A 23657-nucleotide genomic window follows, 5' to 3' on the forward strand; every position below is an offset into this window, starting at 1 on the left:
GGTAGCCGACGACGCCACAATTAATTCCAACTTGCCGAGCGACGGACAACGCACCCGTCCGTTCGGTTGGCTTCACGTTGCAGAAATTCCTTTCGCTTCGATTCATCATCGCCCGGCAACAGTGGCGGTGTTCGTCAGCATCTTTCCAAACCTCACGAAGGATCAGGCCATGACTTTCGACTCGCCCCCTGTAAACTTCAAACCATATACCCGGCAGACGATCAGCCAGGCGCCACAGTGGCAACACCTTCCTGAATCGCTGCGTGAGGCCGTGCAGGTCGTATCGCGTGTCATGCCGTTTCGTACCAACCAGTATGTGATGGACGAACTGATCGACTGGGGCAACGTGCCCGACGATCCCATCTATCGCCTGACGTTCCCGCATCAGGACATGCTCTCGCCCGCGGACTATTCGAAGCTGCGAGACCTGGTGCTCGTGAAAAAGGACGAGGCCGCCATCGAGGAAACAGTTCGCGGTATCCGGCTGGCGATGAATCCGCACCCGGCCGGGCAGATGACACACAACGTGCCGTTCATGAACGGGCAGCCCGTGAGCGGACTTCAGCACAAGTACAAGGAGACGGTACTGTTCTTCCCGAGCGCGGGGCAGACATGCCACGCGTACTGCACATTCTGTTTCCGCTGGCCGCAGTTCGTGGGCATGGACGATCTCAAGTTCGACGCTCGCGAATCGAGCGAGCTCGTTGCGTACCTCAAGCTGCATCCCGAGGTGACCGACGTGCTGATCACCGGTGGCGACCCGCTCATCATGAACACGCGTTCGCTTGCCGGGTATATCGAACCTCTGCTGGCACCCGAGCTCTCGCATATCCAGAATATCCGCATCGGCACCAAGTCGGTCGCTTACTGGCCACAACGCTATGTGAGCGACAAAGACTCCGACGAGTTGCTGCGTCTATTCGAAAAGGTCGTGGCGTCCGGCAAAAATCTCGCGATCATGGGCCACTACAATCATCCGGCCGAACTGCGAACCGAGATCGCACAGCGCGCGGTCAAACGGATCGTCTCGACAGGCGCGACCCTACGCATGCAGGCGCCGCTGATCCGGCACATCAACGAGGACCCCAACGGGTGGGTGGAACTATGGACGACGGGCGTGCGTCTGGGCGCCATTCCGTACTACATGTTCGTCGAACGCGATACCGGGCCCAGTCATTACTTTGAACTGCCGCTCGCAAAAGCATACGAGATATTCCAGTCTGCTTATCAGCAGGTGTCGGGACTTGCGCGTACGGTTCGCGGCCCGTCGATGAGTGCGTTTCCCGGCAAGGTGGTCATCGACGGCATCGTCACGATTGCCGGCGAAAAGGTGTTTGCCTTGCAGTTTCTCCAGGCACGCAACCCGGACTGGGTGCGTCGCCCCTTCTATGCCAGGTTCGATCCCACCGCGACGTGGCTCCACGATCTCGTTCCGGCTTTCGGTGAAAAGAAATTCTTCTTTGAAACCGATGAAGACACGCGGCATAAAACCGTACATATCATGTCGCGGCACGCTGGCCGGCATGTTCCTGAGTCGACAGTCGAGATACCCGCGGTAACGGCCGAAGCGTAATCCATCACCAACAACCGGTCCGCTCCCGGCGGACCGGCGTCTTATCGACTCATATGAATAGGGATTCGAAATGACTTACGTGGTAACCGAAAGCTGCATCCGGTGTCGCTATACCGACTGCGTAGAGGTCTGCCCCACCGACTGCTTCCGCCAAGGTCCGAACCTTCTCGTGATCGATCCGGATGAGTGCATCGACTGCGGAGTTTGCGCGCCAGAGTGCCCCGTCGACGCGATTGTGCCGTCCGAGGACATTGCCGAAGACCAACTTGGGTTCGTTGAACTGAACGCCGAGCTTGCCAAACAGTGGCCGACGATCGCCGCCCGACAGGCGCCGCTTCCCGACGCCGAGGACTGGAAAGATGTTCGGTCGAAGCTTCGATATCTTCAGAAAGAGTCCGTTGCGTGCTAACCGTCGCCCGGCAACTCACTTGGCACCGATGGTCGTCACGGGCACCCACTTGCCGCCTTTCACCTGATAGAGCGTCGACGTCGGGTGTTTTAGATCTCCGTACGAATCGAATTCGATCTTTCCCGTGATGCCGTTGTACTGAATAGCTCGCAACGCAGGCATAAATACCTCGGGTTTTAAGGAATTCGCCTGTTTCATGGCGGTGATAGCGACCCACGCGCAGTCGTAGGCGAATGGCGCGTAAGTCAGCGTATCCGCGCCGAATCGTTTTTTGAATTTATCCGCGAACGCTTTGCCTTGGGGAAGGGACTCGACTGGCCGTCCGTACTCCCAGGCCATTGCGCCCTCGGCGGCACTGCCGGCAACGCCGATGAAGATGCTGTCGGCGATGCCACCGCTCCCTACGAACTGCGTCCGCATGCCGAGTTGTTTCATCCGCCTGGTAAGAAGGGCCGCCTGGTTATCGAGGCCCGCAAAGTACAGCAGGTCCGCGTTCGCCGCCTTGATATTCGTGAGCTGTGCGTTGAATTCGACGGCCTTCTCGTTGGTATATTCCGACGCGACGATATGGCCGCCGGCCGCGATGACGGCCTTCTTGAATTCATCCGCGGCTCCCTGGCCAAATGCCGTGCGATCGTCCATCACTGCAATTCGCTGCGCCTTGGTGACCGCTACCGCGTACTCCCCTGCATTGCCCGAGTTCTGTGCGTCGGTGGCGATAATACGGAAGACGTTCTTCAGCCCTTGTCGGGTTATGGCCGGGTTCGTGGCCGCGGGGTCTATCAACGGAATGCCGGCTTTGGCGAATATCGGCGACGAGGGCAACGCTACTCCGGAGTTGTAGTAGCCCACCACGGCGACCACGCCATTATCGACGAGCTTCTGAGCGACTTGTACGCCAATGCGTGGGTCGCCCTGGTCATCGACGGAGTCCAGCTCGAAGCGCACCTCCTGCCCGCCCACCTTCGTGTGCTGGGCATTGGCTTCTTCGACAGCGAGCCGAACACCATTCTCGATGTCCTTACCGTTGGCGGCTCCGGCGCCGGTCAGCGGGGCCGATACGCCGATCTTCACGACCTCCTGTGCGAACGCCTGGCTGCTTGCGAGCAATAAGGCGACGGCAGCCAGTCCAGCCGCAAAGCATTTTTTGGAGGTGTCGAGCATCTGTTTACTCCTGGACGTGCGAACTCCGGCTTCGAGCGGGTGCAGCCGCGCCGAACCTTCACGGTCGTCTCGAGGCCGGAACGCGGCCACTTTTGCTTTGCGACAGGATTCATCACCAGATATCACCAGATATCACTAGCAGTAAAACCATTCGTGAAAGGATCGCTGGGGTCCAGCACGTATGTACTGAATCCATAGATCCACGAATGTCGCGACACTGTCGGCACGTGTGGATCAACGGCGTGACGCTGGCCAACGCCGTGAATCTGGCTGGGAGGTACGGCGACGGCTCGCTGAGTTCGCTGTACAAGATTACCGGGTCGGGCACGACCGGCCTTTCACCGAATCGTTCGACCGGCCAGGGCGGATCGATCACATTCGACTGCGATTACAGCCCATCCGGCGATGCGGTACGCTGGAGCCCGTCGCTGATCGCCGGGTCCGGTGTTCGTGACCAATGTGAGCGGCATTAAGCTGAACAAGGCGGTGATCGCGGGCACCACGTACAACACGTCGCTGACCGCACCGGCATCCTGATGCCGGCGCACATGGGCGCGGGCAACCGCTGTCCGTGTGCGCGTGACAGCGGGCAGATCGAGCGACGAAACGATGCGAACCGAGGTACGACTACCGCCCCTTGTTCTTTGGCTCCCTGACGCAGTCGTCGTGTCCTATTGCCACTTCGCGTGCTTATGACGATTGCGACCGACTACGTCCCACTGCTTTCTCGCTTCCTTTTGCGCCGACTTGCCGTGATCATGCTGATGTTCTCCGTCGGCTGCTTGACCGGCCTTGGCGCCGCGCCTTGCGAACCTGAACATTTCGGCGAATTTCATCTCGATCTCCTTGTGCGGTAACGACGCCGCAAATCCAGTGTACTCCGGCTGCCAGGTCAAAAGTCGCGACTCGGACAAGCTTGCGTCCGGGTTCTGACCGGGTTTGGCTTTCCCGGGAAACGCAACGATCGACGCGTCAATTCAAATAATCGCTCTCGTTCTTGTCGCCTCGATCGCTGTCGCGCCCGGGGGCGAGTATTTCTGAATCTCAGCGCTGCAGCGCGTCGCGTAGATGAATGTCAGATCCGAAGCGTCTCGATGCGGCACTTGAAAAGTACCCCAATCCTCGCCCGGTTCGCTGAGGCGGTCACATAACAGTTTGATCACTGCATCCGGAGCGGGTGCGCGGTTCATGAATGGCTTGTGCGACATCAGAAACGTCCGCATTGTCTCTGGTCGTTCCAGATTGAGCGGAACGTGCCACGGCAGCCGGCCAGACGTTCCGTCAAACTGCACATACAACACCGGCGGAGCCTTGAAGTGCATGTGGAACAACCCATGCACATGGATCGCGAAACGCTCGAAATAGTCCTCCATGCGGGACTGCAGGCTTGAGTGGGAATAAAGAAGTGTCGCGCTCGCGGTGGCTTCCAGACGAAAGGTGACAAACCTTGCTTCGCCTTCCTGTGAAACCACCCCAACTCCGTACTGCCCTATCACCTGAAACGGGGTAGCGCGAGGCGGAGTATAAAAATATCGATCGACGTAAGAGACGGGTTCCCCATCGTCATCATCATCGCGGAAGTTGCGCGCTCGAGAACTCGCGGAGGCTGGATTGCCGGGATTCAATTGGGTGGATCTAACGCCCCTATCGCTTTTGCTCGACATAGTGGTGCCTCCGCATCCGGTTCTGGGAGAAGCAGCATATGCGTCCGATCCGACGGGCTCGGCCTTGCGTCTGCCTTGCGAAAATCACCCTTTCGGATCTTTACGTACCAGGGAGTTTTGCGGTCCGTGAGTCGTGCGCCTCCAGGCCTCGTCCGCTCTTTGTTGAGCCGATTTCACGGTATGTTCGATCCGACGCTTGCTAGTGGGCGCATGGGTAATCGCCGAAGTCAGAGTGGTAAGTGTCCGTCGGACAGTCCTGGTGACCATAACTCGCTCCGCGTTCTTGTCCATATCCATATGTTAAGTCTAGGCCGATACGTGAAGTGCGCGCTACTGTACGTTTGAACAGCACCTTGGTGAGTCCATGATGGACATCGTCTCGTTTCATCGGAGCAATGAGCCTCCGGCTACGGCAGCGCTCGATTCACAACTGCCCTGAAGGAACCGCGCAGTTCAGTCAGCGCATCACGTCTCTGGCTTGGGGCCTTTAACCGCAGCGAAGCGGTGTTGAATCGCGACGAGTTGGTCGTCCGTGGTCGCGACCAGCCACAAGCGTGCGTGCTCCTCGATTTTCCGGTTGTGGTCCTTCAGCGGCCCCATCGAGGTCGCGGCCTTCCAGACCACCGGGCCCACTCGGCTGCTCCTGCCGGACGGGGCGCCTACCAGCAGGCAATAAGGTCCAAGAGGAAGCGATACGAAGGGTACCGCTGGACTCCCTCGCACGCGCCAGTCGATGAAGGGCGTCTCGCTGATAAGCAGCGGCGTGGCCAAGCCGTAAAGCACGCTGAAATCGTACAGCGCCAGTTGCTTGCGCAGGCCCGCGTAACCGCGCCGGATATCAGCAACGACTGCCGCGCGGATTTCATCCTCGAACATCGGCTCGTTCGCATAGCGCGCGAATGCCTCCCGGGCGTCCGACTGATATGCGCTGAACACCCCGAGTTCCACGCAGTCCTGAACCGCGCGGTGGATCTCCGCTACCGAGCCGGCCTCATCTGGCTTGCCCAATTGCGCTGCCCGCAAGAACCGGGCAAGTCCCGCTTCCTGGATCGGAGGGCCATCCGCGGATGTGTCGCCGTCAGCGTCCTTATCGAGCGGCACGTAGACGTATTTTTCGGCCGCAAAGCGCGATTTCTTGCCTTCATCAAACTTGATTTGGCCATCGCTACAGTCGAGATAGCGAGTTCCGATTCGTCCATGCTCCCAAATCCAGTTCTTCAGGAGCGGGCGGAGTGGATGCAACGTGTCGTGGTCAGCAGCCATTCAAGCCTCCCAATGCCTTCGGATAATTCCGCGTGGTCGCCTGTTTCGTCGAGGATCCCCAACAGCGATGGTAACGGAGACGCGGCCCGCGGCTTCCATCCACTCGAAGTGTGCGGGTAGCGCGAACAGGTATATCGCGTGTCTGTTGGGCGATGGGCGCCACGGAGCGTTCGCGGCGCTCGAACCACAAAGCCAATCTCTTTGTAATCAACGAAGTAGAGAAATATGACGAATTGGCACGTCGCGTGCAGTGTTGGGTTCAGCCCGCGTTGCCCTGCGCCGAATGGCGTAAGACGCCATCGGAGGGACTTCGAAACACTGTCGCGCATCGGCGTCCGGTGTGGCTTCCTGGAGTCTACCTATGCCGCTCGCTCGACTGCTCCTCTGCTTTCTCCAGTGCTCGCTCGCAGCCGCGGCGCTGTTGCCCATCGTCGCCGGCGCCGCGAACCTGCCGGACGCATCGCAACGCTATGCATCCGGCACGCTCGATGCGGATCCCAGCGATTCGACGACGCCTCGCGAGCTGAAAGCTGGCATCGAGCGCCTGCGCACCGGGACGTGGTGGGAAGCCAACCGCAAGATCCGCCCGGAACTCGCGCAAGTCGGCGACCTGATGTTCCTGCTGCCGCTTGCCGACAGGCAGCTCGAACCATCGTCAGATGCTATCGGCCGCGTACAGCGCCTGCGCGAGGCGCTGCGCGGCCACCTGATGCGCGAACCCGCCGGCTGGACTCGCCTCGTTGCGCAGGTGCGGGCAGAGCGCGCGAAGGCCGGCGATGCGTCGGCCGTGCTGCTCGCTGACGCGCTCGTCAACGAGGTCCGCTACCGCGACGGAACCGACGGCAGCTACTACGCGCCGGCACGGTTCTTTGCCGAAAGCGGCGTCTGCAAGGACTTCGCCGTCGCCAAATACCTGCTGCTGCGCGACGCGGGTTTCGACATCGAGCGGCTGCGTCTCGTATCGCTCGCGCCGCGCTACAACAACACGCCGGACGACTGGCACGTGATCCTCGTCGTGCAGATCGATGGCGCGAGCGAACCGCTCGCACTCGATTCACCGAACGCGAAGCGCGCCGCCGATGCGTCCAGCGAGACATCGGCTTCGAGCGGTCCGTCCGCGCTGCTCGGCGCAATCCTCGCCGGCCGCGAGCCCGCCGACGCGGTGCTGCGCGCGCCCGCCGGACCGCTTGCCACACCGCTCAGCCGGTCCGGGCAAGCGCGGCGGCCGCTTGCGACAGTGTTCAACGAACTGGGCAGCCGGTCGTTCGAACGCGCTGCGCCAGGCGCGCTGCGGCGCGCGTCGGCGGCCAGGCGAAGCGCGAACGCGATGTATGTCGACGAAATGGGCGAGTCGTGGACAGTCGACGGCTCCGGCACGTTTCCGAAGTGGCGCGTCGCCATTGACCAGGCAGGCGCGCCGCGGGAGCCGGGTCCGACGGCAAGGTTGATACGCGTGGCGGCACGCTGACTAATGTGGGCATGGCACGCGCGCCGCCGCCTCGAAAGTCTTCTGACGCAGATCTCTCATCCAAACCGAACACAATAAACAGGCGGCAAATGCGCTGAAATCAATTGCCAGTTTTCACCGCCGTCGTCGGACGTCCAGAGCGAGCCGGTGGTCGACCCCATCGCGAGGCGCATGCCAGAGTCATCCACCGCGAGCCCGTGCCGATACACAAGGTCATACGCCGGTTTTCGCGGCAACCCGTTCGAGAAACGTTCGAACGTGCGGCCGCCGTCGCGTGTGCGCGTGACAACGAATTGGCCGTCCACCGGAATGCGGCACTGGTCTTTCACGGCAGGCACGAACCACGCGGTGTCCGGGTCGCGCGGATGGACGGCAACCGCGAAGCCGAAGCTCGATGGCTGCGCTTCGATCCGCTGCCAGTGAGCCGCACCGTCGAGCGAGCGGAAGATGGCGCAGTGATGCTGAGTCCACAGCGCATCCGGGTTTGCCGGGCATTGCACGACGCGGTGCGGGTCTTGCACGTTGGCGTCGCCGCGCCGCTCCGGCGGCATGTAGTCGGCCTCCATGCCCTCGGCACTCACGCGCCAGTTCGCGCCGCCGTCGTCGGTTTGCCAGACGCCGCCGCACGACACACCGATCGTCACGTGCCGGCTGTCGCGCGGATCGACCATCACGGAATGGATTCCCGCCGCGTCGTAGCCGCCTCCGAACCATTCACGGCGCTCCGGGCGATCCCACAGCGCGCGGTTGAGCACCCACGTGTCGCCGCCATCGCCGGATCGGAAAAGCCCGCCTGGAATCGTGCCGGCCCACAAGACGCCCGGCTCGTCGGGGCCGCCTGCTTCAAGCGACCATATCTGCTGAAGCGTCCAGGGAGTGGCTGGCCGGCTGGGCGGGGCTTCGTCATCGCTGTCGGCGCCTGCGCTCGCGTGCGCGCCGTCCGCGGCAGGCGTCTCGTCGGCAGGCTGCGGCGGGTAGACCGGAACCGCGCACTCCTCCCAATCCGCGATGCCCGCGCGCCGGCGATGCAGCTTCACGCCGAAGTGGCCGAGATTGAGCGCCGCATACAGCGAGCTGTCGCGCGGATCGCGCAGCACCATACTCACTGGCTCGCCGGCGAAATGCAGATCGCCGAAGTGCCAGCCGCCCTCACCATCGGCTCTGACATCGAACAGGCCCTTGCGGGTCGCGACAAGCAATCGATCGCTCATATCGAGTGACTCCTCGAGTACTGATAGGCCCTCTCACCCGCCCGACAGCGCCTGAACCACGTAAACCCGGCTTTGCTCGCCGAGCGCGTCGGACAGATGTTCCCGGTCGTGGACCCGCCGGCCGTCGACGAACACCGCGAGATGCGGTCGCAGCGAGCCCTGATCGTCAAGGATGTAGCCGCGCAGTCGAGGTTGCGCGACGAACACGGCTTCGAGCGCTTCGCCGAGTGTGCGCGCGTCGATCTCGCGCTCGGGCGTTGCGATATGTCGCTGAATCGAAGCTGCAAAAAAGATATGCGCCATGGCCGGATAGAGTCGCGGGGACGACAGCGTCCGTAGGTTCTGTAGTCTAGGCGATTCCGCGCTTGCGGTTGAGTGGCGCAATGACCGCTATTCAACGCCGCGCGGCGCGCCGCATGCCGCATCGTCTCGGCCAAGGCGGAGCCTCGCTCACCGCCAGCTTGAGACCAATGACGACGATCGCTATCGAAATGAGCAACGGCATCGAAGGCGGACGCCGCGCGATGAACAGTTCGATGGCCGCGGCCGTGACCGGCCCGAGCGCCTGAAACGCGACGACGCGGCTCGCATCGATACGCGCGAGCGCCCACAGCAGACAAAGATATCCGATGCCGCTCGATAAGCCAATGACGCCGACGTTCGCCCATTGCGTTGCGGTCAAGCCGGGGACGAGCGGCTCCGATGCAACAACGCACCATACGGCGAGAAAGACGACCGCGGCGGTCATCGCCAATGCGCTGGTGGGCAGCGCCGGATAGCGTTGCACATACGGCCGGTACATGATGCTGCACACCGCGCCGATCAACGTTGCCCCGAACAATGCAGCGAATGCAGGGGCCGTGCTGGGATGCGCGCCAGCAGGTGAAGCCGACGACGCCAACAGCAACGCGATGCCGCAAACCGCAAGCGCGAGGCCGGCAAGCTTGGTCCAGCGAAAGACCTCGCGGCCAACCATGATTGCGAAAATCATCGTAAAAAGCGGCATGGTCGAGAACACGAGCGCGCAGCTAGCCGCGGACAATGTTCGCAACGCGTCATTGATCAGCACGATCAGAAGCGCGAACTGAAAAACGCCAAGGACGGCGATCGCGATGGCGTCTTTCAGCGTGAAGCGCGGCCGCGGGCCGCACAGCGCCGGGATGGCGAGGACGAGCGTGCCGCTCAGGTACCGCAGAAAAGCGAGCGTTGGCGGCGATGCTTCGGTCGACACCGCGCGCGTCGACACCATTGCCACGCCGACCAGCACACCGGTGATTGCGGCGGCCGACGACGCCTTGCCATCCACCTTCACAGATCGAGCGCCCAGTTCTGACCGATCAGGTCCTTGCCGAAGCTGTGATGCGGCTCCTCCTCTATCAGCGTGAAACCCGCCCTTTCATAGATGCGGCGAGCGTCGGTGAGCACGCTGTTGGTCCACAGCACGAGTTGCCGGTAGCCGGCGTAGCGCGCGAAGCGGATGCACTCGTCGACGAGACGATGGCCGATGCCGAGGCCTCGCGCGCTTGCTTCGACGGCAAGCAGCCGCAGCTTCGCGGTCGCGTCGTCCTGCCGTACCACGAACACCGAGCCGACCGGCTTGCCGTCTTTCTCGGCGATCCAGCAGCGTTCGCGCTTCGGATCGAATTCGCGGACGAACTTCGCGACGATTTCGGCGACCAGCGCCTCGTACTCTGCGTTCCAGCCGAACTCCCGCGCGTACAGCACGGCTTGCCGATGCACAATCCAGCCCATGTCGCCCGGTTGCGGCTCGCGCAGAATGAAGCCCGGCTCCGGATCGCTCAGCAGCGCGCGGATCTGTTCCATCGCATCGACCAGTTGCTGCTGCGCGGTTTGCGGCAGCCGCTCGAGCATCGCGATGACCTCGCGCTGCGAGGCTTGATCGAGCGGCGCAAAGGTCGCGCGGCCTTGGTCCGTCAGTTCCAGATGCGCAACGCGCGCATCCGTCGCCGAGCGCGATTTGACGACGAGGCCTTTCTTTTCAAAGCCCGAGATCACGCGGCTCAGATAGCCGGCATTGAGGCCCAGTTCGCGGCACAGGTCCGAAGTCGTGAGGTCCGTGCGGTGCGCGAGCTCATACAGGATGCGGACCTCGGTCAGCGAAAACTCGCTTTCGAGCAGATGCTCGTGCAGCACGCCGATCTGGCGCGTATAGAAACGGTTGAAGCTGCGAACGGTTTGCGCGCGCTGGTCGACGGTGACATCTGACATGATCGCACCCATATATTTGCCTTGAGCAAATTATTATTTGCCTAAGGCAAATATGTCAACGACCGATGAGCCGGGCGAACGACGCTCAGAGCACTGCCAATGGGTTCGCGGAAAGCGCGTCATTTTCCCGTGACCGACCTGAGCGCCGCGCGTAGCAGGCCGACCGAGGCCAGCGCCCACGCCGCAAAGGCGACAACGACGGTGACACGAGCCACGGAACTGAGAGCGTGAAGCTGGGTGGCCTCCGCGTACAGACAGGTCGCGGCGGAGTACATGCCGAGCGGAAAGACGACGGACCATTCAGCCGCCGTATAGCGAACTGGCTCGCCGACGATCACGTGCTTTTCGATAAAAAGCGCGTCCATTCGCGATATCGCAGTCGCAAGCACGGCAATCGACTCGGTCGCAACGAGCAGCAGCGGCCAGGTTCCGTTGAGTCCAGTGTGCAGACCGGGCTTGCTTTGTCCGATCGTCATCGCGGCCAGAAACGTATAGGTGATGACGAGCCACATCGCGGCCGCGAGACCGAGGAACGATGGCACAACGCGCGGCAGGACGCGATACACCGATCGTTGGCTGCCGAGCATGGCCGTCGCCGCGACCAGCGTCAGAAAGCCCGGCCCGCGGCTGTGATCGACAACATCGGCATGCACCGCGCGCGGATAGCGCAACAGACGGCATAACGTGATGGCGAGCAAGACAGGCCACCTCACCGCATTGATGCCGAGAAGGAGCCAGCCAACGATGTCGTAGTCAAGCAGATGCGCAGCGATGGAGACGATGCCTGTCGCCATGACCATCGCGAAGGCGGTGGGCGGGAAAGCCTGTAGCCAGGACCGACGTGGTTTCAACGCCGGCATTTTCCGCTCCTCGACGTCGAATAACCGCCAGCTTTGAGGATGCCTGGTCGAATCGTCCAAGCCCCGCCCGACGCCGTATACTCGAGAAAGCCGGACCGCTTCGTTTAGATGAAGTGAATGCACGAATGTTTCATTTAGAGCTTCTTCAGGAAATCGACTTCAATGCGAAAGGCGCCCTACATCAAAGGCCGGTTACTGATCGTCGCTATGTTCGCGTTGCTCGCGTTCATGTTCACCAACGGCTGTAAGTCGACGACTACGGCGAGACCGTCCGCGACCGCGCCGACGGCAGTCGCCACTGACGACGCCACGCTCGCCGGCCGAGTAAAGCAGGCGCTTGCCGCGGACTCCACGCTACGTTCGTTGCCGATCAGCGTGGCAACGTACCGAGGCGTCGTGCAGTTGTCGGGATACGTGGATTCACAGGCTCAGATTCTGGAAGCCCTTGCGGTGACCCACAGCGTGCCGGGGGTTCAATCCGTGAGCAACGATCTGCACCTCAAGTCGCAATGACAGGCGTTCGCCGGTAGGCGGATGACACGAGAGTCACGCGGGCCCGCGCACGCCCTCGCTTTCAATATGTCTCAATGTGATATGTCGGCCAGCAGGCCAGCTGCGAAACCGGTGTTCGACAATCGAAAGGTATGCCGATTGCTCATGCGTTATGACGAGGCGGTTCGCGATTGACCGGTTAACCGTCACTTTGCGGCCGTCTGATTGTGTCTCGAAAGGAGTTTCGATCGTGCCGCTCTCTCGCCGTCATTTCATGATACTTGCCGCATCCGTTGCCTCAACGACCGTTCTCTCGACGAAGTCAAACGCGGACGCGCCCGTGCTGGCCCAAAAACGATCCGACCGCGCAGGCGCTCGGATACAAGATGGACGCGTCGAAGGTCGACAAGGCGAAATTCCCTCGGTATCAGACAGGGCAGACTTGCGCCAATTGCCAACTGTATCAAGGCAAACCCGATTCCACGAATGGACCTTGCCCGACCTATGGGGGCAAACTGGTCGAAGCAAAAGGATGGTGTAACGCCTACGTGAAAAAGGTGTAATTTACAAACTGCGAGTGTTGAACGAGAACTGTCACGCACCGCAAGGAACAATAAGCCCGCCTCCCGTTCAGCACCATATCACCTGGTCATATCCAACCGTGCGCCGGTATACGTGCGTGGCGTTCCAGTTGCACGTCGTGTATTCCATGTACGCATTGGTCAGAACAACGATCCAGTGTGACAGCGTTTGCATCACGATCTCCATAGGTCGGGAAATGCCCTTGAGGCTCCTGCGGCGCAACAATTCCGTGATTTGTTGAGCCCTCGATGTGTCGTCGGACAAGACGACCGCACGGTCCAGCTTCGAGATTTCGATTTCGTCGCGAATACCTGGCCAGATCATGCGGTTCATCATCGCCTTCTGGGCAGCAACCGATTCTTCGAGGACCTGAATCGACCCGGAGCCAAAAACCGCCAATGAAAAAAATGGCGAACCGTTGTCGCGATGCAGCACTAAAGCGACCCCGGCAAGGGAGAGCGATGCATGATGTGACTCCATGCTGCCGGTTGTGCCTCGACGCGGCAATTGCGAAATCCGCCACCGTGATTGCTGATTCTTGCCGTCGTCGAAAATAGATAGGCACGCGGCGCACGACGACGCCTACCGATGCTCACCGAAGCGAGCGGAGAACGACATCGTTCTCGCCTTCGTCAGACGGATCGTTTCGTAACATGGGCCTTACCATGTCGACCACCTTTTACGTCATGCCTGGAACGTGCCGCGCCTCGTGTGCCCAGCATCGCGTCGACTAAATTCTCCAACTGCGTAGCGACACGATCCGCGCCTAAATATTGCGCCGCAATCTGGGCACCCTCGAAGCACAGATGCAGGATCATCGCGCAATGTTCGGGATTTCCAAGCCCGGCCTCGCCGCATAGTGTCTGAATGCGCTGCAGTTGGGCATTCTTGTGCCGGTCAATTACCACGCGGGCCGGATGGTTCTCGTCCGGGAGTTCCGCCAGGCTGTTCGCGAGCGCACATCCGCGGTTGCCCTCGGTGCGAAGTCGCTGAACGACGGACTGGACCAACGCCTTGAGTTGCGATGCGGGATCCCCGGGGTACAGATTTTCCCAATGGGCCCACATCTGTTCGTACTCGTGCGCCACCGAAGCCAGCCAGTAAGTGACCAGATCGTCTTTGGTATCAAAGTGACGATAGATCGCCATCTTGTTGGTGTTTGCGGCTGAAGCAATAGCCTCGACGCCGATGCCGCGAATGCCCTCACGATAAAAGAGCGACTGCGCGGCTTCGATGATGCGTTCGCGAGGCGAAAGTGCGGAGGTAGTCATGTTTTCTGCAGATTTGAGTGGTCTGCCACAGTCGCCAACTGGAGAATTCGGGCTGACTTGTTGACCACGATACTGATCGGCATCATACTAGCACACACAATGATACCGACCAGTATCATTCCAATCGTTCAGGACAATACATTCGCAACCCGACAGGAGCAGTGACATGTCAGCGTTAGTCATCATCGATCTTGAAGTACACGACCGCGCCAGAATGAAACCGCACGTTGCCTGAGGAATCGTGACCATGAATCAACACACTCGAACTACCGCTTCCGGTGAAGTGATCGTGATGCTCAACCTCCACTTCAAGCCGGGTTCAGCCGGAAAGGTGCTGGAGAAGATGCTGCCAGGCATCCGCCTCACGAGAACGGAGACAGGCAACAATGAGTTTCAGATGTTCAAGGTAAAAGGCAGCGACGACAAATACGTGGTGTTCGAGCGCTGGAAAGATCAGGCTGCGTTGGACTGGCATTGGCAACAGCCCTATACGAAAGAGGCGCTGGCGCTTTTTGGTGAACATCTGGCAACGCCGCTGTCGGAGACTGACGACGTCGCCTACCTCACTGACGTGATGGAAGCTGACGAATAGCGGGGGAGCGCGACACAGCCGATCCTCTCGGTTTAGCTTTGAAAGTACGTCAAGCCCAGCGCGCTTTTGACCTCTGACAAAGTTTCTCCCGCCACCTCCCGTGCGCGCATCGTACCGCGACGCAGGATCGCAAGCACCTCGGCCGGGTCTTGCTCCAGCTCGCGACGTCGTGTGCGAATCGGTTCAATGAGCGACTGGAGCCGCTCGTTCAGCACGCGCTTGATCACGCTATCGCCAAGTCCACCCCGCCGATAGTGGGATTTCAGTTCGTCGACTTTCTGCACGTCCGGCTCGAACGCATCGAGAAACGCGAACACGACATTGCCTTCCACCTGACCAGGATCGCTGACTCGCAAGTGGTTCTGGTCGGTGTACATGTTGTTGACCGCCCTCGTGATTTCGTCCGGCGTGGCGCCTAGTGCGATGGCGTTCCCGAGGGACTTGCTCATCTTGGCTTTGCCATCGATGCCGGGTAATCGCGTGACCTGTGACAGCACAGCCTCGCATTCGACCAGCACAGGTCGGTCGACGGTGTTGTTAAAGCGCCGCACCAATTCGTTGGTCTGCTCGATCATCGGTAGCTGGTCATCGCCCACGGGTACGTGGGTTGCCTTGAACGCGGTGATATCAGCCGCCTGACTGATCGGATACGTCAGGAAGCCCGCCGGGATGTCGCGCTCGAAACCGCGCAGGCGAATCTCCTCCTTGATGGTCGGGTTTCGCTCGAGGCGCGCGACCGTCACGACGTTCAGCAGATACTGAAACAGCTCGGCCAGTTCTGGCACCTGGGACTGGATGAAGATGGTCGACTTCGCTGGGTCGATGCCCACCGCAAGATAGTCGAGCGCTACTTCGATGACGTTCTGGGTAACCTTCTGATGCCGGCCGACGTTGTCGGTTAACGCCTGCGTGTCAGCGAGAAGCAGGAACTGCTGTGCCTCATGCTGAAGTTGGACGCGCGCACGCAGCGAGCCGATATAGTGGCCGAGGTGAAGCGGGCCGGTGGTGCGGTCACCGGTCAAGATCGTGGGGCGGTTGGTGTGTGTCATGGACAGGAGGTTCCTGATTTGGATGCCACCAGCCACGAGCGTGCTGAAACGAAATTGCCGCCAGGACTGGCGGCATCACGTTTGCGAATATGCGTATGTGTGTGGAAACGGGCCGCCGGATTCAGGCGTGCCACCAACGGTGCAGTTTCAGCGAGGTCAGTTTCGTATCCATGGAATTGAGTATAACGCAGCCTCAAACAAATTTGCCTGAGGTCGGCGACGCGTACCAGGGTGACGCGCTACGTGCAGGCGCGAAAAAGGGAAAGTGATACGATTGTCGGGCGTCCGATCAGGAGACGAATATGCCCATCTATCAGATCACTCGCAGTGTTCTGGAGCGCGTCGCCCAGGCGGTATCGCGCTCCTTCCACGATGACGCTATCTACAGCGAAGAGGCTGCGGCGGACGGTCGGTTGAACGTGCTGCTAGTGCGCAACCCAGCCGGGCCCGATACTCCCTACATTTCGCTTCGCTTCCCTGGCGACCTGCTGGGTCGCCTCGAAACACTGGGGCCCAAGCAAACCGCGATAGTCGGGAATCACATTCGAAACATCGTTTCGGCCCGTCTTGCCGAGTACCGGAACGCATCCGACGCCGGAACGCTGAGCCGGAACGCCCCCTTCCCGATCGAATTCGATGAGCGCATTTTCGACGACACCGCTGGAGCGGATGAGCTTACTTGAGCTCGTCGGAAGGAAAGGCGGTGAGAAAATCAAAGTCGCACCCTGCCGCGGCGGATAGCACGTGATCGTGATAAAGCCGCTGGTAACCGCGCGCATACATCCCTTCCGCCGGACGAAATTCACTGGCACGACGCGCCAGTTCGGCGTCGTCAACCAGCAGATCGATCCGCTTGTCCCGCGCCGACAGCCGAATCCGGTCGCCGTTGCGCACCAGCGCGAGCGGGCCGCCGAGCGCCGCCTCCGGCGTCACGTGAAGCACGATGGTCCCGTATGCGGTGCCCGACATGCGCGCATCGGAAATGCGCACCATGTCCTTCACCCCCGCCCGCGCAAGTTTCTGCGGAATCGGCAGATAGCCGGCCTCGGGCATGCCTGAAGCACTGCGCGGCCCCGCGTTCTGCAATACGAGAATGTCGTCCGCGCGAACGTCCAGATCGGGGTCGTCGATGCGCGCGGCCAGATCTTCGAGCGAAGTAAATACCACCGCGCGCCCTTCGTGTTCGAGCAGTTCGGGGGTAGCGGCGGCGCGCTTCAGAACAGCACCGTCAGGCGCCAGGCTGCCGTTCAGAACGATCAGCCCGCCCTCGGCACTGACCGGTTTCTCCGTCGAGCGGATCACTGCCGTATCGATCGGATCGGCAAGCGGCTTGTTCAACCGCTCATCGAGGCTCTGCCCGGCGATGTCGCGACAAGTCAGATCAAGTTGGGGCATCAAGCCGCGCAGAACGCCCTCCAGCCCGCCGGCCGCATGGAAATCTTCCATGTAGCCGTTGCCTACCGGCTTGAGATCCACGAGTACCGGCGTTTCATCTGACAGCCGGTTGAACTCGTCGTAATCGATTTTCAGTCCGATACGACCGGCGATCGCCGCCAGATGAATCACGGCGTTGGTCGAACCGGAGACCGCCAACAATACGCGCAACGCGTTGCGCACCGATGCGGGCGTCACGATCTCGGCCGGTTTCGGTCCGCCATCGAGGGCCATGCGCGCAACCAGCGCTCCGGTTTCCTCGCAATTGCGCAGACGATCCGCGTGCACGGCCGGGATCGCCGCCGACCCGGGCAGCATCATGCCCAGCGTTTCCGCGATCAGCGCCATCGTCGACGCCGTGCCCATGACCGCACACGTTCCCGCGGTGACGGCCAGACGCCCCTCCACCTGCCTGATCTCCTGCTCCGGGACTTTCCCCGCGCGGAAATTCGCCCAGAAGCGGCGGCAGTCCGTGCAAGCGCCAAGCCGCTCGCCGCGATGTCGACCGGTCATCATCGGACCGGCCACCACCATGGCAGCGGGCCGCCCTGCGGAGATCGCGCCCATCAACATCGCCGGCACGGTCTTGTCGCATCCGCCGAGCATCACCACCGCATCCATCGGCTGGGCGCGGATCATTTCCTCGACGGCCATCGCCATCAGGTTGCGATAGACCAGCGAAGTCGGCGAAAGGAATACCTCGCCAAGCGAAATCACCGGAAATACCACCGGCAACGCGCCCGCCGCGAGCACACCGCGCTCGACCGCCCTGACCATTTCGGGGAAGTGACGATGGCAGTTGTTGAAACCACTCTCCGAGGTGCAGATCCCGACGATCGGCTTGTCGAGCGATTCGCCGGTGTAGCCCATCGATTTGGCAAACGACCGGCGCAGATAGCGCGCGAAGTCGTGATCACCGTAGTTCGTCAGGCCATTGTCCAGGCCACGCGGTTTTTGATTCATGTCCCATTCCTTACGATCAGGCGATGACGAATGTATTTGGGCGTCAGGTAATCGAGTATGCCGAGGCTACCGCCTTCGCGGCCTCTCTGAAACGGGCGACATCATGCTGCGCGAGTCGGGTAGTTGAACGGGGCTGATATCTGCAGCGGCAATCCCAGCAGCTACGTCCGCACGCGACGATGCGTTGACGGAAGCCGCAGCGCGGTGAAACTCTGAGCGCGCAAGGCAGAAACGCATAGTGAGTCGCGCAAATAGGCGCCTCGAGGATATGTTTCGTTGAGCCGGCAGTCCCCTGGCTACAACTTATGGCGCCCGGTGTATTTCGACGGTCGAAACGGCAATCTTCAAATCGTCCGTCTTAACACAACGGGCTTTCCACCCATCGTCTGTTTGGTCATCCATGCGGCAAGCGCCGAATCCAGGTAGTCGGCGTGTCCGGGAAACCAGTTGTACAGATGCATGCCGATGTCATGCACCAGCGCGCAACCAGCCTGCCCTGCTTCGACCGCTGCTTTAACGTCCCGCACTGACTTCAGCACGGCTTCGTGTTCTTCGATGTGGCAATCGCGCGGGGGAAAGTTGGTCGTGCGCATCCATTCGTCTTCCTGCTCGAAATGGCTGACGGCGTGTTTTTCGAATTCCTCGATCGCGGCAAGGGCGCTCGCATCGGTGCAGGTCACGAGCCTCAGCGCGACTTCGTAGAATTCCTTATGCACGTCATCCATCGGCGTGAAGCCGAGTAGCCGTGCGTCTGACCACACAAGACTGTTGTCACTTTCCCGCACAGGGGCTTCGACATCTTTCAATACAGAGTCTGTCATGTCCGTTCAATCCGGCTTTATCAAGGGCTCTATCATAGCCGTCCAACATAGAACGCCGCGAAGTTGCCAGCGTTCCGTCATCAGCGTGGCTTGAATCCTTCCGTCTTTCGAGACCAGCCGGGTGGAACACCAGCGCCTCGCAAATCGGATCCGTCGGCGATGAATCCCGCCACTTTACATTAGAGATCGAATATTCATGAGCCAGGGTCGCTTTCGACCATACGTACTTTCCCGGATGTCTCGAAAGGCTCTTGCCATTTTCACTAGATATCTAATATAGTTGGGCAACACCTGTTGATGAAGGCGAGCTTTCGCCGGGAGACATTACATGCTGACCCACCAAGAAAATGAATTGCTGTGCCGCGTCGAAGGCGATGCCCCGATGGGCCAACTGATGCGCCGGCACTGGACGCCGGTTTGCCTCATCGAAGAAGTCAGCGAGCCGGACGGCGCGCCGGTCAAGGCGCGCGTATTTGGCGAGGACCTCGTTGTGTTCCGGGACTCGGAAGGCAGCGTTGGCGTGCTGGACGAGTACTGCCCGCACCGTCGCGCATCGCTCGTCTACGGCCGCAATGAAGACTCCGGCCTGCGCTGCCTGTATCACGGCTGGAAGTTCGACGTCTCGGGCAACGTGCTTGAAATGGTGTCCGAGCCGGCAGCGAGCTGCATGACCGACAAGGTCAAGCACAAGGCCTACACGGTGCAGGAATGGGGAGGCATGGTATGGGCATATATGGGCCCGCAAGACGCGATCCCCGAATTCGTGCCGCCGGCCTGGGCGCCGACTTCCGACACCCGCGTGAGCATCGCCAAGGCGCTGCTGCCGTGCAATTGGGCGCAAATCCTCGAAGGCGCGATCGACTCCGCGCACAGCTCCAGCCTGCATTCGTCGGACTTCGTGCCGGCACGCGTAGGCGGCGCCGAGGCGACCGCGAAGAACTGGTTGCGCCCGTCCACCGACAAGGCCCCGCGCCTGCAGGTCGAGCGCACCGACTACGGCTTCCGTTACGCCGCGCTGCGCCGCCCGATCTTCAACGCCAACACGCACGACTACGTGCGCTCCACGGTGTTCGTGGCGCCGGGAACGGTGCTGATTCCGCCGAACAACCTGTACAACGTTGCGAACATCAACGTGCCGATGGACGACACGAACACGGCGTTTCTACTTCATCGCCTGGGGCGATCCGGAGACGACGCCGGAAACGGAAACGTGGCGCAAGTTCCTGCGTCAGCAGGTCGGTGTTGACCTCGACCAGTACTATCGCCCGCTGCGCAATCACGACAACCGCTTCTGGCAGGACCGCCAGGCGATGAAGGCTGGCAATTTCACCGGCATTTCGGGCTTCCCGAACCAGGACATTGCGATGTGGGTCACGATGGGCCCGATCGCGAACCGCTCGGACGAACGCCTCGGCGCGAGCGATCTCGCCATCGTCGAATTCCGTCGCCGCATGATCGATGCGCTCGCCGAATTCGAGAAAGATGGCGACGCAATTGGCACCGGTGCAAAAGCGATTCCCCGCGAAGTGTGTTCGTACCAGGCTGTCGTGCCGAAGGAAATCGACTGGCGCACGTATGCCGCGCGTTACGTCAGCAAGAGGAATCCGGAACCGGCCGACCAGCCGTCCGCGCTCGCAACGGACTATCAGGTCAAGCAATAACGGGAGGCACACGGCCATGGAGCAACGCCGTTTGCGCATCGGGGTCGCAGGACTGGGACGGGCATTCTCGCTGATGCTGCCGACCTTCCTGCGCGACCCCAGAGTCCAGCTCGTCGCTGCGTGCGATCCGCGTGACGAAGCGCGGCGGCAGTTCGCCGCCGACTTCGCGGCGCCCACCTATGCGGACGTGGCGGAGTTGGCGGCTGACCCCAACGTCGAGATCATCTACGTTGCGAGTCCGCACCAGTTCCACGCGCAGCACACTGAAATTGCCGCGGCAAAAGGCAAGCACGTGCTGGTCGAAAAGCCGATGGCGCTCGCCGCTGCGGACTGCGATCGCATGATCGCTGCATGCCGCGCAGCGAACGTGCATCTGATCGTCGGTCATTGCCATAGTTTCGACACGCCGTACCTGCGTACGCGCGAACTGATCGGTCGTGGCGATTTCGGCGCGGTGAAAATGATCCAGGCCGTCAACTACACCGACTATCTGTATCGCCCGCGCCGGCCCGAGGAGCTGGCCACGGCTGAAGGTGGCGGCGCCGTCTTCAGCCAGGCGGCTCATCAGGTCGATATCGTGCGGATGCTCGCCGGCTCGCGCGCGACGCGGCTGCGCGCGAGCGTGGGACGGTGGGATCCGTCCCGCCCGACCGAAGGCGCTTATTCGGCGCTGATCTGGTTCGAGAACGGTGCTTATGCCTCGCTCTCGTACAACGGCTATGGCCACTTCAACACCGAAGAGTGGAGCGGCTGGATCGGCGAAATGGGCGATCGTACGAGCCCCGACACGTACGGCAGCGCCCGCCGCCGTCTGGAGACGCTCGCGTCCTCGGGCGACGAGGCCAGGCTCAAAGCGGCCGGCACCTACGGCGGTTCCGCATACAAGCCGCCAACGGCCGACGCGCACGAGCCGCCGCGCTTGCATCAGCATTTCGGCCCGATCATCGTCTCGTGCGAACGCGCCGACCTGCGCCCGCTGCCCGATTCGATCGTCGTCTACGGCGACGAGCAGCGCCAAACGCTGCCGTTGCCTGCGCCCGCCGTGCCGCGCGCCGAAGTCATCGACGAGTTGTATGGCGCGGTCGTGGACGCACGCTCGCCCCTTCACGACGGCGAATGGGCGAAGGGCACGCTGGAAATCTGTATCGCGATACTGAAGTCGAGCGAAACGGGCGCAGATGTGACGCTTGGATAGTTCGAGGTAAGCGCAAAAACCCTCGTTTTGAACTGCGCCATGCACAGTTAAAACGAGGGATTTTTTTTATCGGCGCTTCCTTCTACGGAGCGCACACATGCGCCCCGACCTCCGCTTATCCGGCGAACGCCGCGAAGCGCAGTGAAAAATCGATCGCCCTGATGTTCTTCGTCAGCTTGCCCAACGAGATACGGTCCACGCCGGTTTCGGCAATCGTTCGCAGCGTCCGCTCTGTCACACCGCCCGAGACTTCCAGCTCGGCGCGCCCCGCGGTGACGCGCACAGCCTCGCGCATCGATTCGATCGAGAAATTGTCGAGCAGAATCGCCGCGGCGCCAGCAGCCAACGCTTCCGTTAATTCATCGAGCGTCTCCACCTCGACCTGCACGGGCACACCTGCACCCAATGCTTCGGTAGCGCGAAGGGTCGACGCAATGCCGCCACCCGCCGCGATGTGGTTTTCCTTGATCAGGATTCCGTCGTACAGCCCCCGACGATGGTTTTCGCCGCCGCCGACACGAACTGCGTATTTTTGCGCGAGGCGCAATCCTGGAAGCGTTTTTCGCGTGTCGAGAATCCGCGCAGACGTGCCTTCGACGATCCGCGTCATCACGCTTGTCTCGGTGGCTACGCCAGAAAGCAACTGAATGAAGTTGAGCGCGGTGCGCTCGGCGGTCAGCATGCCGCGCGCCGGACCAGCGATCCGGCAGACGGTCTGCCCTTCGTGCATCCGTTCGCCCTCGCCGACCAACCATTCAACCGTGATGCGCGGGTCGACCTGCCGCAGTGTTTCATCGAACCACGGTCTGCCGCACAACAGCGCAGGTTCTCGCACCGTCAAGACCCCTTCGGCTGAAGCGTCGGGGTCGATCAGTAGCGACGTCCAGTCGGCCTCGCCGACATCTTCCGCGAGCGCATCGCGGACGTTGCGCGTCATCGCCGCGCGGGTCATTCCATCCATTCCAGATCCGTATGTTTTGAGCGAAGGAGCAGCAGCATGCCGTGGCCTGCCGTCGTGCCTGTCATGGACTTGGCACGCCCGCAAATATTATTAGATCTATAATGAATTTGCCAGTCGGGAATGACCCGCAACGCCGAGCCGCGCGTCAATCCTGATCGACTTCTTCCCCGCGCGCCGCGATCAGATTCCCCACTTCCCGAGTCGACGGAATACGCAGCGCCGGGTCGTCCGACTCCGATTCGTCGCGTGCCATGTTCTCGATGATCGTCAGCAGAACCTTGCGTGCGACGTTGATCTCGGTGGCTTTCAGGCCCCGGACGCTAATTTCGTTGACTTCTTCCGCGAGCGGGACGAGTTTGTGTTTCAGGCTCCGTCCGCGCGGCGTCAGATAGACGTGCGTGTTCTTGCGATTGCCGGGTTCGTAGCGGCGCTCGACATAGCCGAGCTTTTCCATTGCCGACACCGCACTGAACGTGGTGGGGGTGGTGGTGCCGGTCTCGTCGCTGAGTTCCTTCTGCGTCAGCCCGTCGGTGACCCATAGCACGCGCAGATACGCCCAGTGGCCGAACGAGACTTCATGCTGCGCCAGGCGCATTTGCAGACCGCGAATCATCGCGCGGCCCGCATCCTTCACCAGGTGAGCGAGACGATCGTCCGGTACCGCCTCACGCCAGTGCCGCAGAATGGGGTCCTCGCTCGCGACCCCGCCCTTGCCCTTGCCTCTGCCCGAAGTACGTGCTGCTGCCATGCCTTCCTCGCTGTTATTGTGATCACACCGCTGATAATCATAGCGCT

General features: G+C 61.2%; 25 protein-coding genes and 2 pseudogenes. 10 read left to right on the plus strand and 17 right to left on the minus strand.

The window, feature by feature from the left end:
- Window positions 1-169: 169 nt before the first annotated feature.
- Complete coding sequence (locus QFZ91_RS04205) at window positions 170-1573, plus strand: KamA family radical SAM protein (protein ID WP_429566649.1); 1404 nt, start codon at window positions 170-172, stop codon at window positions 1571-1573.
- A gap of 70 nt (window positions 1574-1643) precedes the next feature.
- Complete coding sequence (gene fdxA, locus QFZ91_RS04210; RefSeq protein ID WP_429566350.1) at window positions 1644-1982, plus strand: ferredoxin FdxA; 339 nt, start codon at window positions 1644-1646, stop codon at window positions 1980-1982.
- 15 nt (window positions 1983-1997) lie between these two features.
- On the opposite strand, the gene QFZ91_RS04215 is transcribed toward fdxA, so the two are convergent.
- Both QFZ91_RS04215 and QFZ91_RS04220 read right to left on the minus strand, forming a co-directional pair.
- Entirely contained in the window at window positions 1998-3146 is a 1149-nt protein-coding gene (locus tag QFZ91_RS04215) for a branched-chain amino acid ABC transporter substrate-binding protein (RefSeq protein WP_429566351.1), read from the minus strand.
- A 122-nt stretch (window positions 3147-3268) separates the two neighbouring features.
- Window positions 3269-3373 carry a hypothetical protein gene (locus QFZ91_RS04220; RefSeq protein ID WP_429566352.1) on the minus strand — a complete coding sequence of 35 codons (105 nt, stop codon included), beginning with the start codon at window positions 3371-3373 and terminating at the stop codon, window positions 3269-3271.
- Here QFZ91_RS04220 and QFZ91_RS04225 point away from each other — a divergent pair.
- Window positions 3353-3619: a hypothetical protein gene (locus QFZ91_RS04225; protein ID WP_429566667.1), complete on the plus strand. Its 267-nt coding sequence runs from the start codon at window positions 3353-3355 to the stop codon at window positions 3617-3619. The two genes, QFZ91_RS04220 and QFZ91_RS04225, sit on opposite strands and share 21 nt — an antisense overlap.
- Before the next feature lie 198 nt (window positions 3620-3817).
- Here QFZ91_RS04225 and QFZ91_RS04230 read toward each other — a convergent pair whose 3' ends face one another.
- The 3 genes from QFZ91_RS04230 to QFZ91_RS04240 form a co-directional block, all read right to left on the minus strand.
- Window positions 3818-3982, minus strand: a complete 165-nt coding sequence (locus QFZ91_RS04230) for a hypothetical protein (RefSeq protein ID WP_176111137.1) — start codon at window positions 3980-3982, stop codon at window positions 3818-3820.
- Window positions 3983-4123: 141 nt separating this feature from the next.
- Complete coding sequence (locus QFZ91_RS04235) at window positions 4124-4618, minus strand: hypothetical protein (RefSeq protein WP_429566353.1); 495 nt, start codon at window positions 4616-4618, stop codon at window positions 4124-4126.
- A gap of 657 nt (window positions 4619-5275) precedes the next feature.
- A complete protein-coding gene (locus QFZ91_RS04240) occupies window positions 5276-6073 on the minus strand; it encodes a hypothetical protein (protein ID WP_429566354.1) in 798 nt (265 codons plus the stop codon).
- A 361-nt stretch (window positions 6074-6434) separates the two neighbouring features.
- Between QFZ91_RS04240 and QFZ91_RS04245 the strand changes: the two genes are divergently transcribed.
- A complete protein-coding gene (locus QFZ91_RS04245) occupies window positions 6435-7541 on the plus strand; it encodes a transglutaminase domain-containing protein (protein WP_429566355.1) in 1107 nt (368 codons plus the stop codon).
- Window positions 7542-7597: 56 nt separating this feature from the next.
- On the opposite strand, the gene QFZ91_RS04250 is transcribed toward QFZ91_RS04245, so the two are convergent.
- From QFZ91_RS04250 to QFZ91_RS04270, 5 genes are all read right to left on the minus strand, one after another.
- A complete protein-coding gene (locus QFZ91_RS04250; RefSeq protein ID WP_429566356.1) occupies window positions 7598-8752 on the minus strand; it encodes a WD40/YVTN/BNR-like repeat-containing protein in 1155 nt (384 codons plus the stop codon).
- Between the two features lie 33 nt (window positions 8753-8785).
- Window positions 8786-9055, minus strand: coding sequence for a MoaD/ThiS family protein (locus QFZ91_RS04255; RefSeq protein ID WP_013093592.1), 270 nt, complete (start codon window positions 9053-9055; stop codon window positions 8786-8788).
- A 91-nt stretch (window positions 9056-9146) separates the two neighbouring features.
- Window positions 9147-10064, minus strand: coding sequence for a DMT family transporter (locus QFZ91_RS04260; protein WP_429566357.1), 918 nt, complete (start codon window positions 10062-10064; stop codon window positions 9147-9149).
- Window positions 10061-10981, minus strand: coding sequence for a bifunctional helix-turn-helix transcriptional regulator/GNAT family N-acetyltransferase (locus QFZ91_RS04265; protein ID WP_176378165.1), 921 nt, complete (start codon window positions 10979-10981; stop codon window positions 10061-10063). The genes QFZ91_RS04260 and QFZ91_RS04265 overlap by 4 nt, the downstream gene beginning before the upstream one ends.
- A gap of 119 nt (window positions 10982-11100) precedes the next feature.
- Complete coding sequence (locus QFZ91_RS04270) at window positions 11101-11841, minus strand: tellurite resistance/C4-dicarboxylate transporter family protein (RefSeq protein ID WP_429566358.1); 741 nt, start codon at window positions 11839-11841, stop codon at window positions 11101-11103.
- Window positions 11842-12003: 162 nt separating this feature from the next.
- On the opposite strand from QFZ91_RS04270, the gene QFZ91_RS04275 reads away from it, so the two are divergent.
- Both QFZ91_RS04275 and QFZ91_RS04280 read left to right on the plus strand, forming a co-directional pair.
- The gene (locus tag QFZ91_RS04275) at window positions 12004-12354 is read left to right on the plus strand and encodes a BON domain-containing protein (protein ID WP_176378167.1); all 351 of its coding nucleotides are present in this window, start codon (window positions 12004-12006) and stop codon (window positions 12352-12354) included.
- Between the two features lie 229 nt (window positions 12355-12583).
- Window positions 12584-12896, plus strand: a pseudogene (locus QFZ91_RS04280) (high-potential iron-sulfur protein).
- Between the two features lie 67 nt (window positions 12897-12963).
- Here the strand turns inward: QFZ91_RS04280 and QFZ91_RS04285 are convergent.
- Together QFZ91_RS04285 and QFZ91_RS04290 are read right to left on the minus strand one after the other, a co-directional pair.
- Window positions 12964-13395, minus strand: a complete 432-nt coding sequence (locus QFZ91_RS04285; protein ID WP_429566668.1) for a hypothetical protein — start codon at window positions 13393-13395, stop codon at window positions 12964-12966.
- A gap of 152 nt (window positions 13396-13547) precedes the next feature.
- On the minus strand, window positions 13548-14186 hold the full coding sequence (locus QFZ91_RS04290; RefSeq protein WP_429566359.1) for a TetR/AcrR family transcriptional regulator: 639 nt from the start codon (window positions 14184-14186) through the stop codon (window positions 13548-13550).
- A gap of 247 nt (window positions 14187-14433) precedes the next feature.
- Here QFZ91_RS04290 and QFZ91_RS04295 point away from each other — a divergent pair, with 247 nt between their 5' ends.
- Window positions 14434-14778, plus strand: a complete 345-nt coding sequence (locus tag QFZ91_RS04295) for a putative quinol monooxygenase (protein ID WP_176378170.1) — start codon at window positions 14434-14436, stop codon at window positions 14776-14778.
- Window positions 14779-14810: 32 nt separating this feature from the next.
- Here the strand turns inward: QFZ91_RS04295 and trpS are convergent, their stop codons facing one another.
- The gene (gene trpS / locus QFZ91_RS04300) at window positions 14811-15827 is read right to left on the minus strand and encodes a tryptophan--tRNA ligase (RefSeq protein WP_176378171.1); all 1017 of its coding nucleotides are present in this window, start codon (window positions 15825-15827) and stop codon (window positions 14811-14813) included.
- A gap of 302 nt (window positions 15828-16129) precedes the next feature.
- On the opposite strand from trpS, the gene QFZ91_RS04305 reads away from it, so the two are divergent.
- Entirely contained in the window at window positions 16130-16510 is a 381-nt protein-coding gene (locus tag QFZ91_RS04305) for a hypothetical protein (RefSeq protein ID WP_176122055.1), read from the plus strand.
- Here QFZ91_RS04305 and QFZ91_RS04310 read toward each other — a convergent pair.
- Together QFZ91_RS04310 and QFZ91_RS04315 are read right to left on the minus strand one after the other, a co-directional pair.
- Complete coding sequence (locus tag QFZ91_RS04310) at window positions 16503-18224, minus strand: IlvD/Edd family dehydratase (RefSeq protein ID WP_176378173.1); 1722 nt, start codon at window positions 18222-18224, stop codon at window positions 16503-16505. The genes QFZ91_RS04305 and QFZ91_RS04310 overlap by 8 nt on opposite strands.
- Window positions 18225-18568: 344 nt before the next feature.
- On the minus strand, window positions 18569-19045 hold the full coding sequence (locus tag QFZ91_RS04315; RefSeq protein WP_013093601.1) for a bacteriohemerythrin: 477 nt from the start codon (window positions 19043-19045) through the stop codon (window positions 18569-18571).
- A gap of 328 nt (window positions 19046-19373) precedes the next feature.
- Between QFZ91_RS04315 and QFZ91_RS04320 the strand changes: the two are divergent.
- Together QFZ91_RS04320 and QFZ91_RS04325 are read left to right on the plus strand one after the other, a co-directional pair.
- Window positions 19374-20706 (plus strand): annotated as a pseudogene (locus tag QFZ91_RS04320) (Rieske 2Fe-2S domain-containing protein).
- A 16-nt stretch (window positions 20707-20722) separates the two neighbouring features.
- Window positions 20723-21901: a Gfo/Idh/MocA family protein gene (locus QFZ91_RS04325; RefSeq protein ID WP_429566360.1), complete on the plus strand. Its 1179-nt coding sequence runs from the start codon at window positions 20723-20725 to the stop codon at window positions 21899-21901.
- A 115-nt stretch (window positions 21902-22016) separates the two neighbouring features.
- Here QFZ91_RS04325 and nadC read toward each other — a convergent pair whose 3' ends face one another.
- Window positions 22017-22862, minus strand: a complete 846-nt coding sequence (gene nadC / locus QFZ91_RS04330) for a carboxylating nicotinate-nucleotide diphosphorylase (RefSeq protein ID WP_429566361.1) — start codon at window positions 22860-22862, stop codon at window positions 22017-22019.
- A gap of 145 nt (window positions 22863-23007) precedes the next feature.
- Window positions 23008-23610: a MarR family winged helix-turn-helix transcriptional regulator gene (locus tag QFZ91_RS04335; RefSeq protein ID WP_176134982.1), complete on the minus strand. Its 603-nt coding sequence runs from the start codon at window positions 23608-23610 to the stop codon at window positions 23008-23010.
- Window positions 23611-23657 lie beyond the last annotated feature (47 nt).

Origin of the sequence: Paraburkholderia sp. JPY419 (assembly GCF_050435705.1) — a bacterium.
GTDB classification, from domain to species: domain Bacteria; phylum Pseudomonadota; class Gammaproteobacteria; order Burkholderiales; family Burkholderiaceae; genus Paraburkholderia; species Paraburkholderia youngii.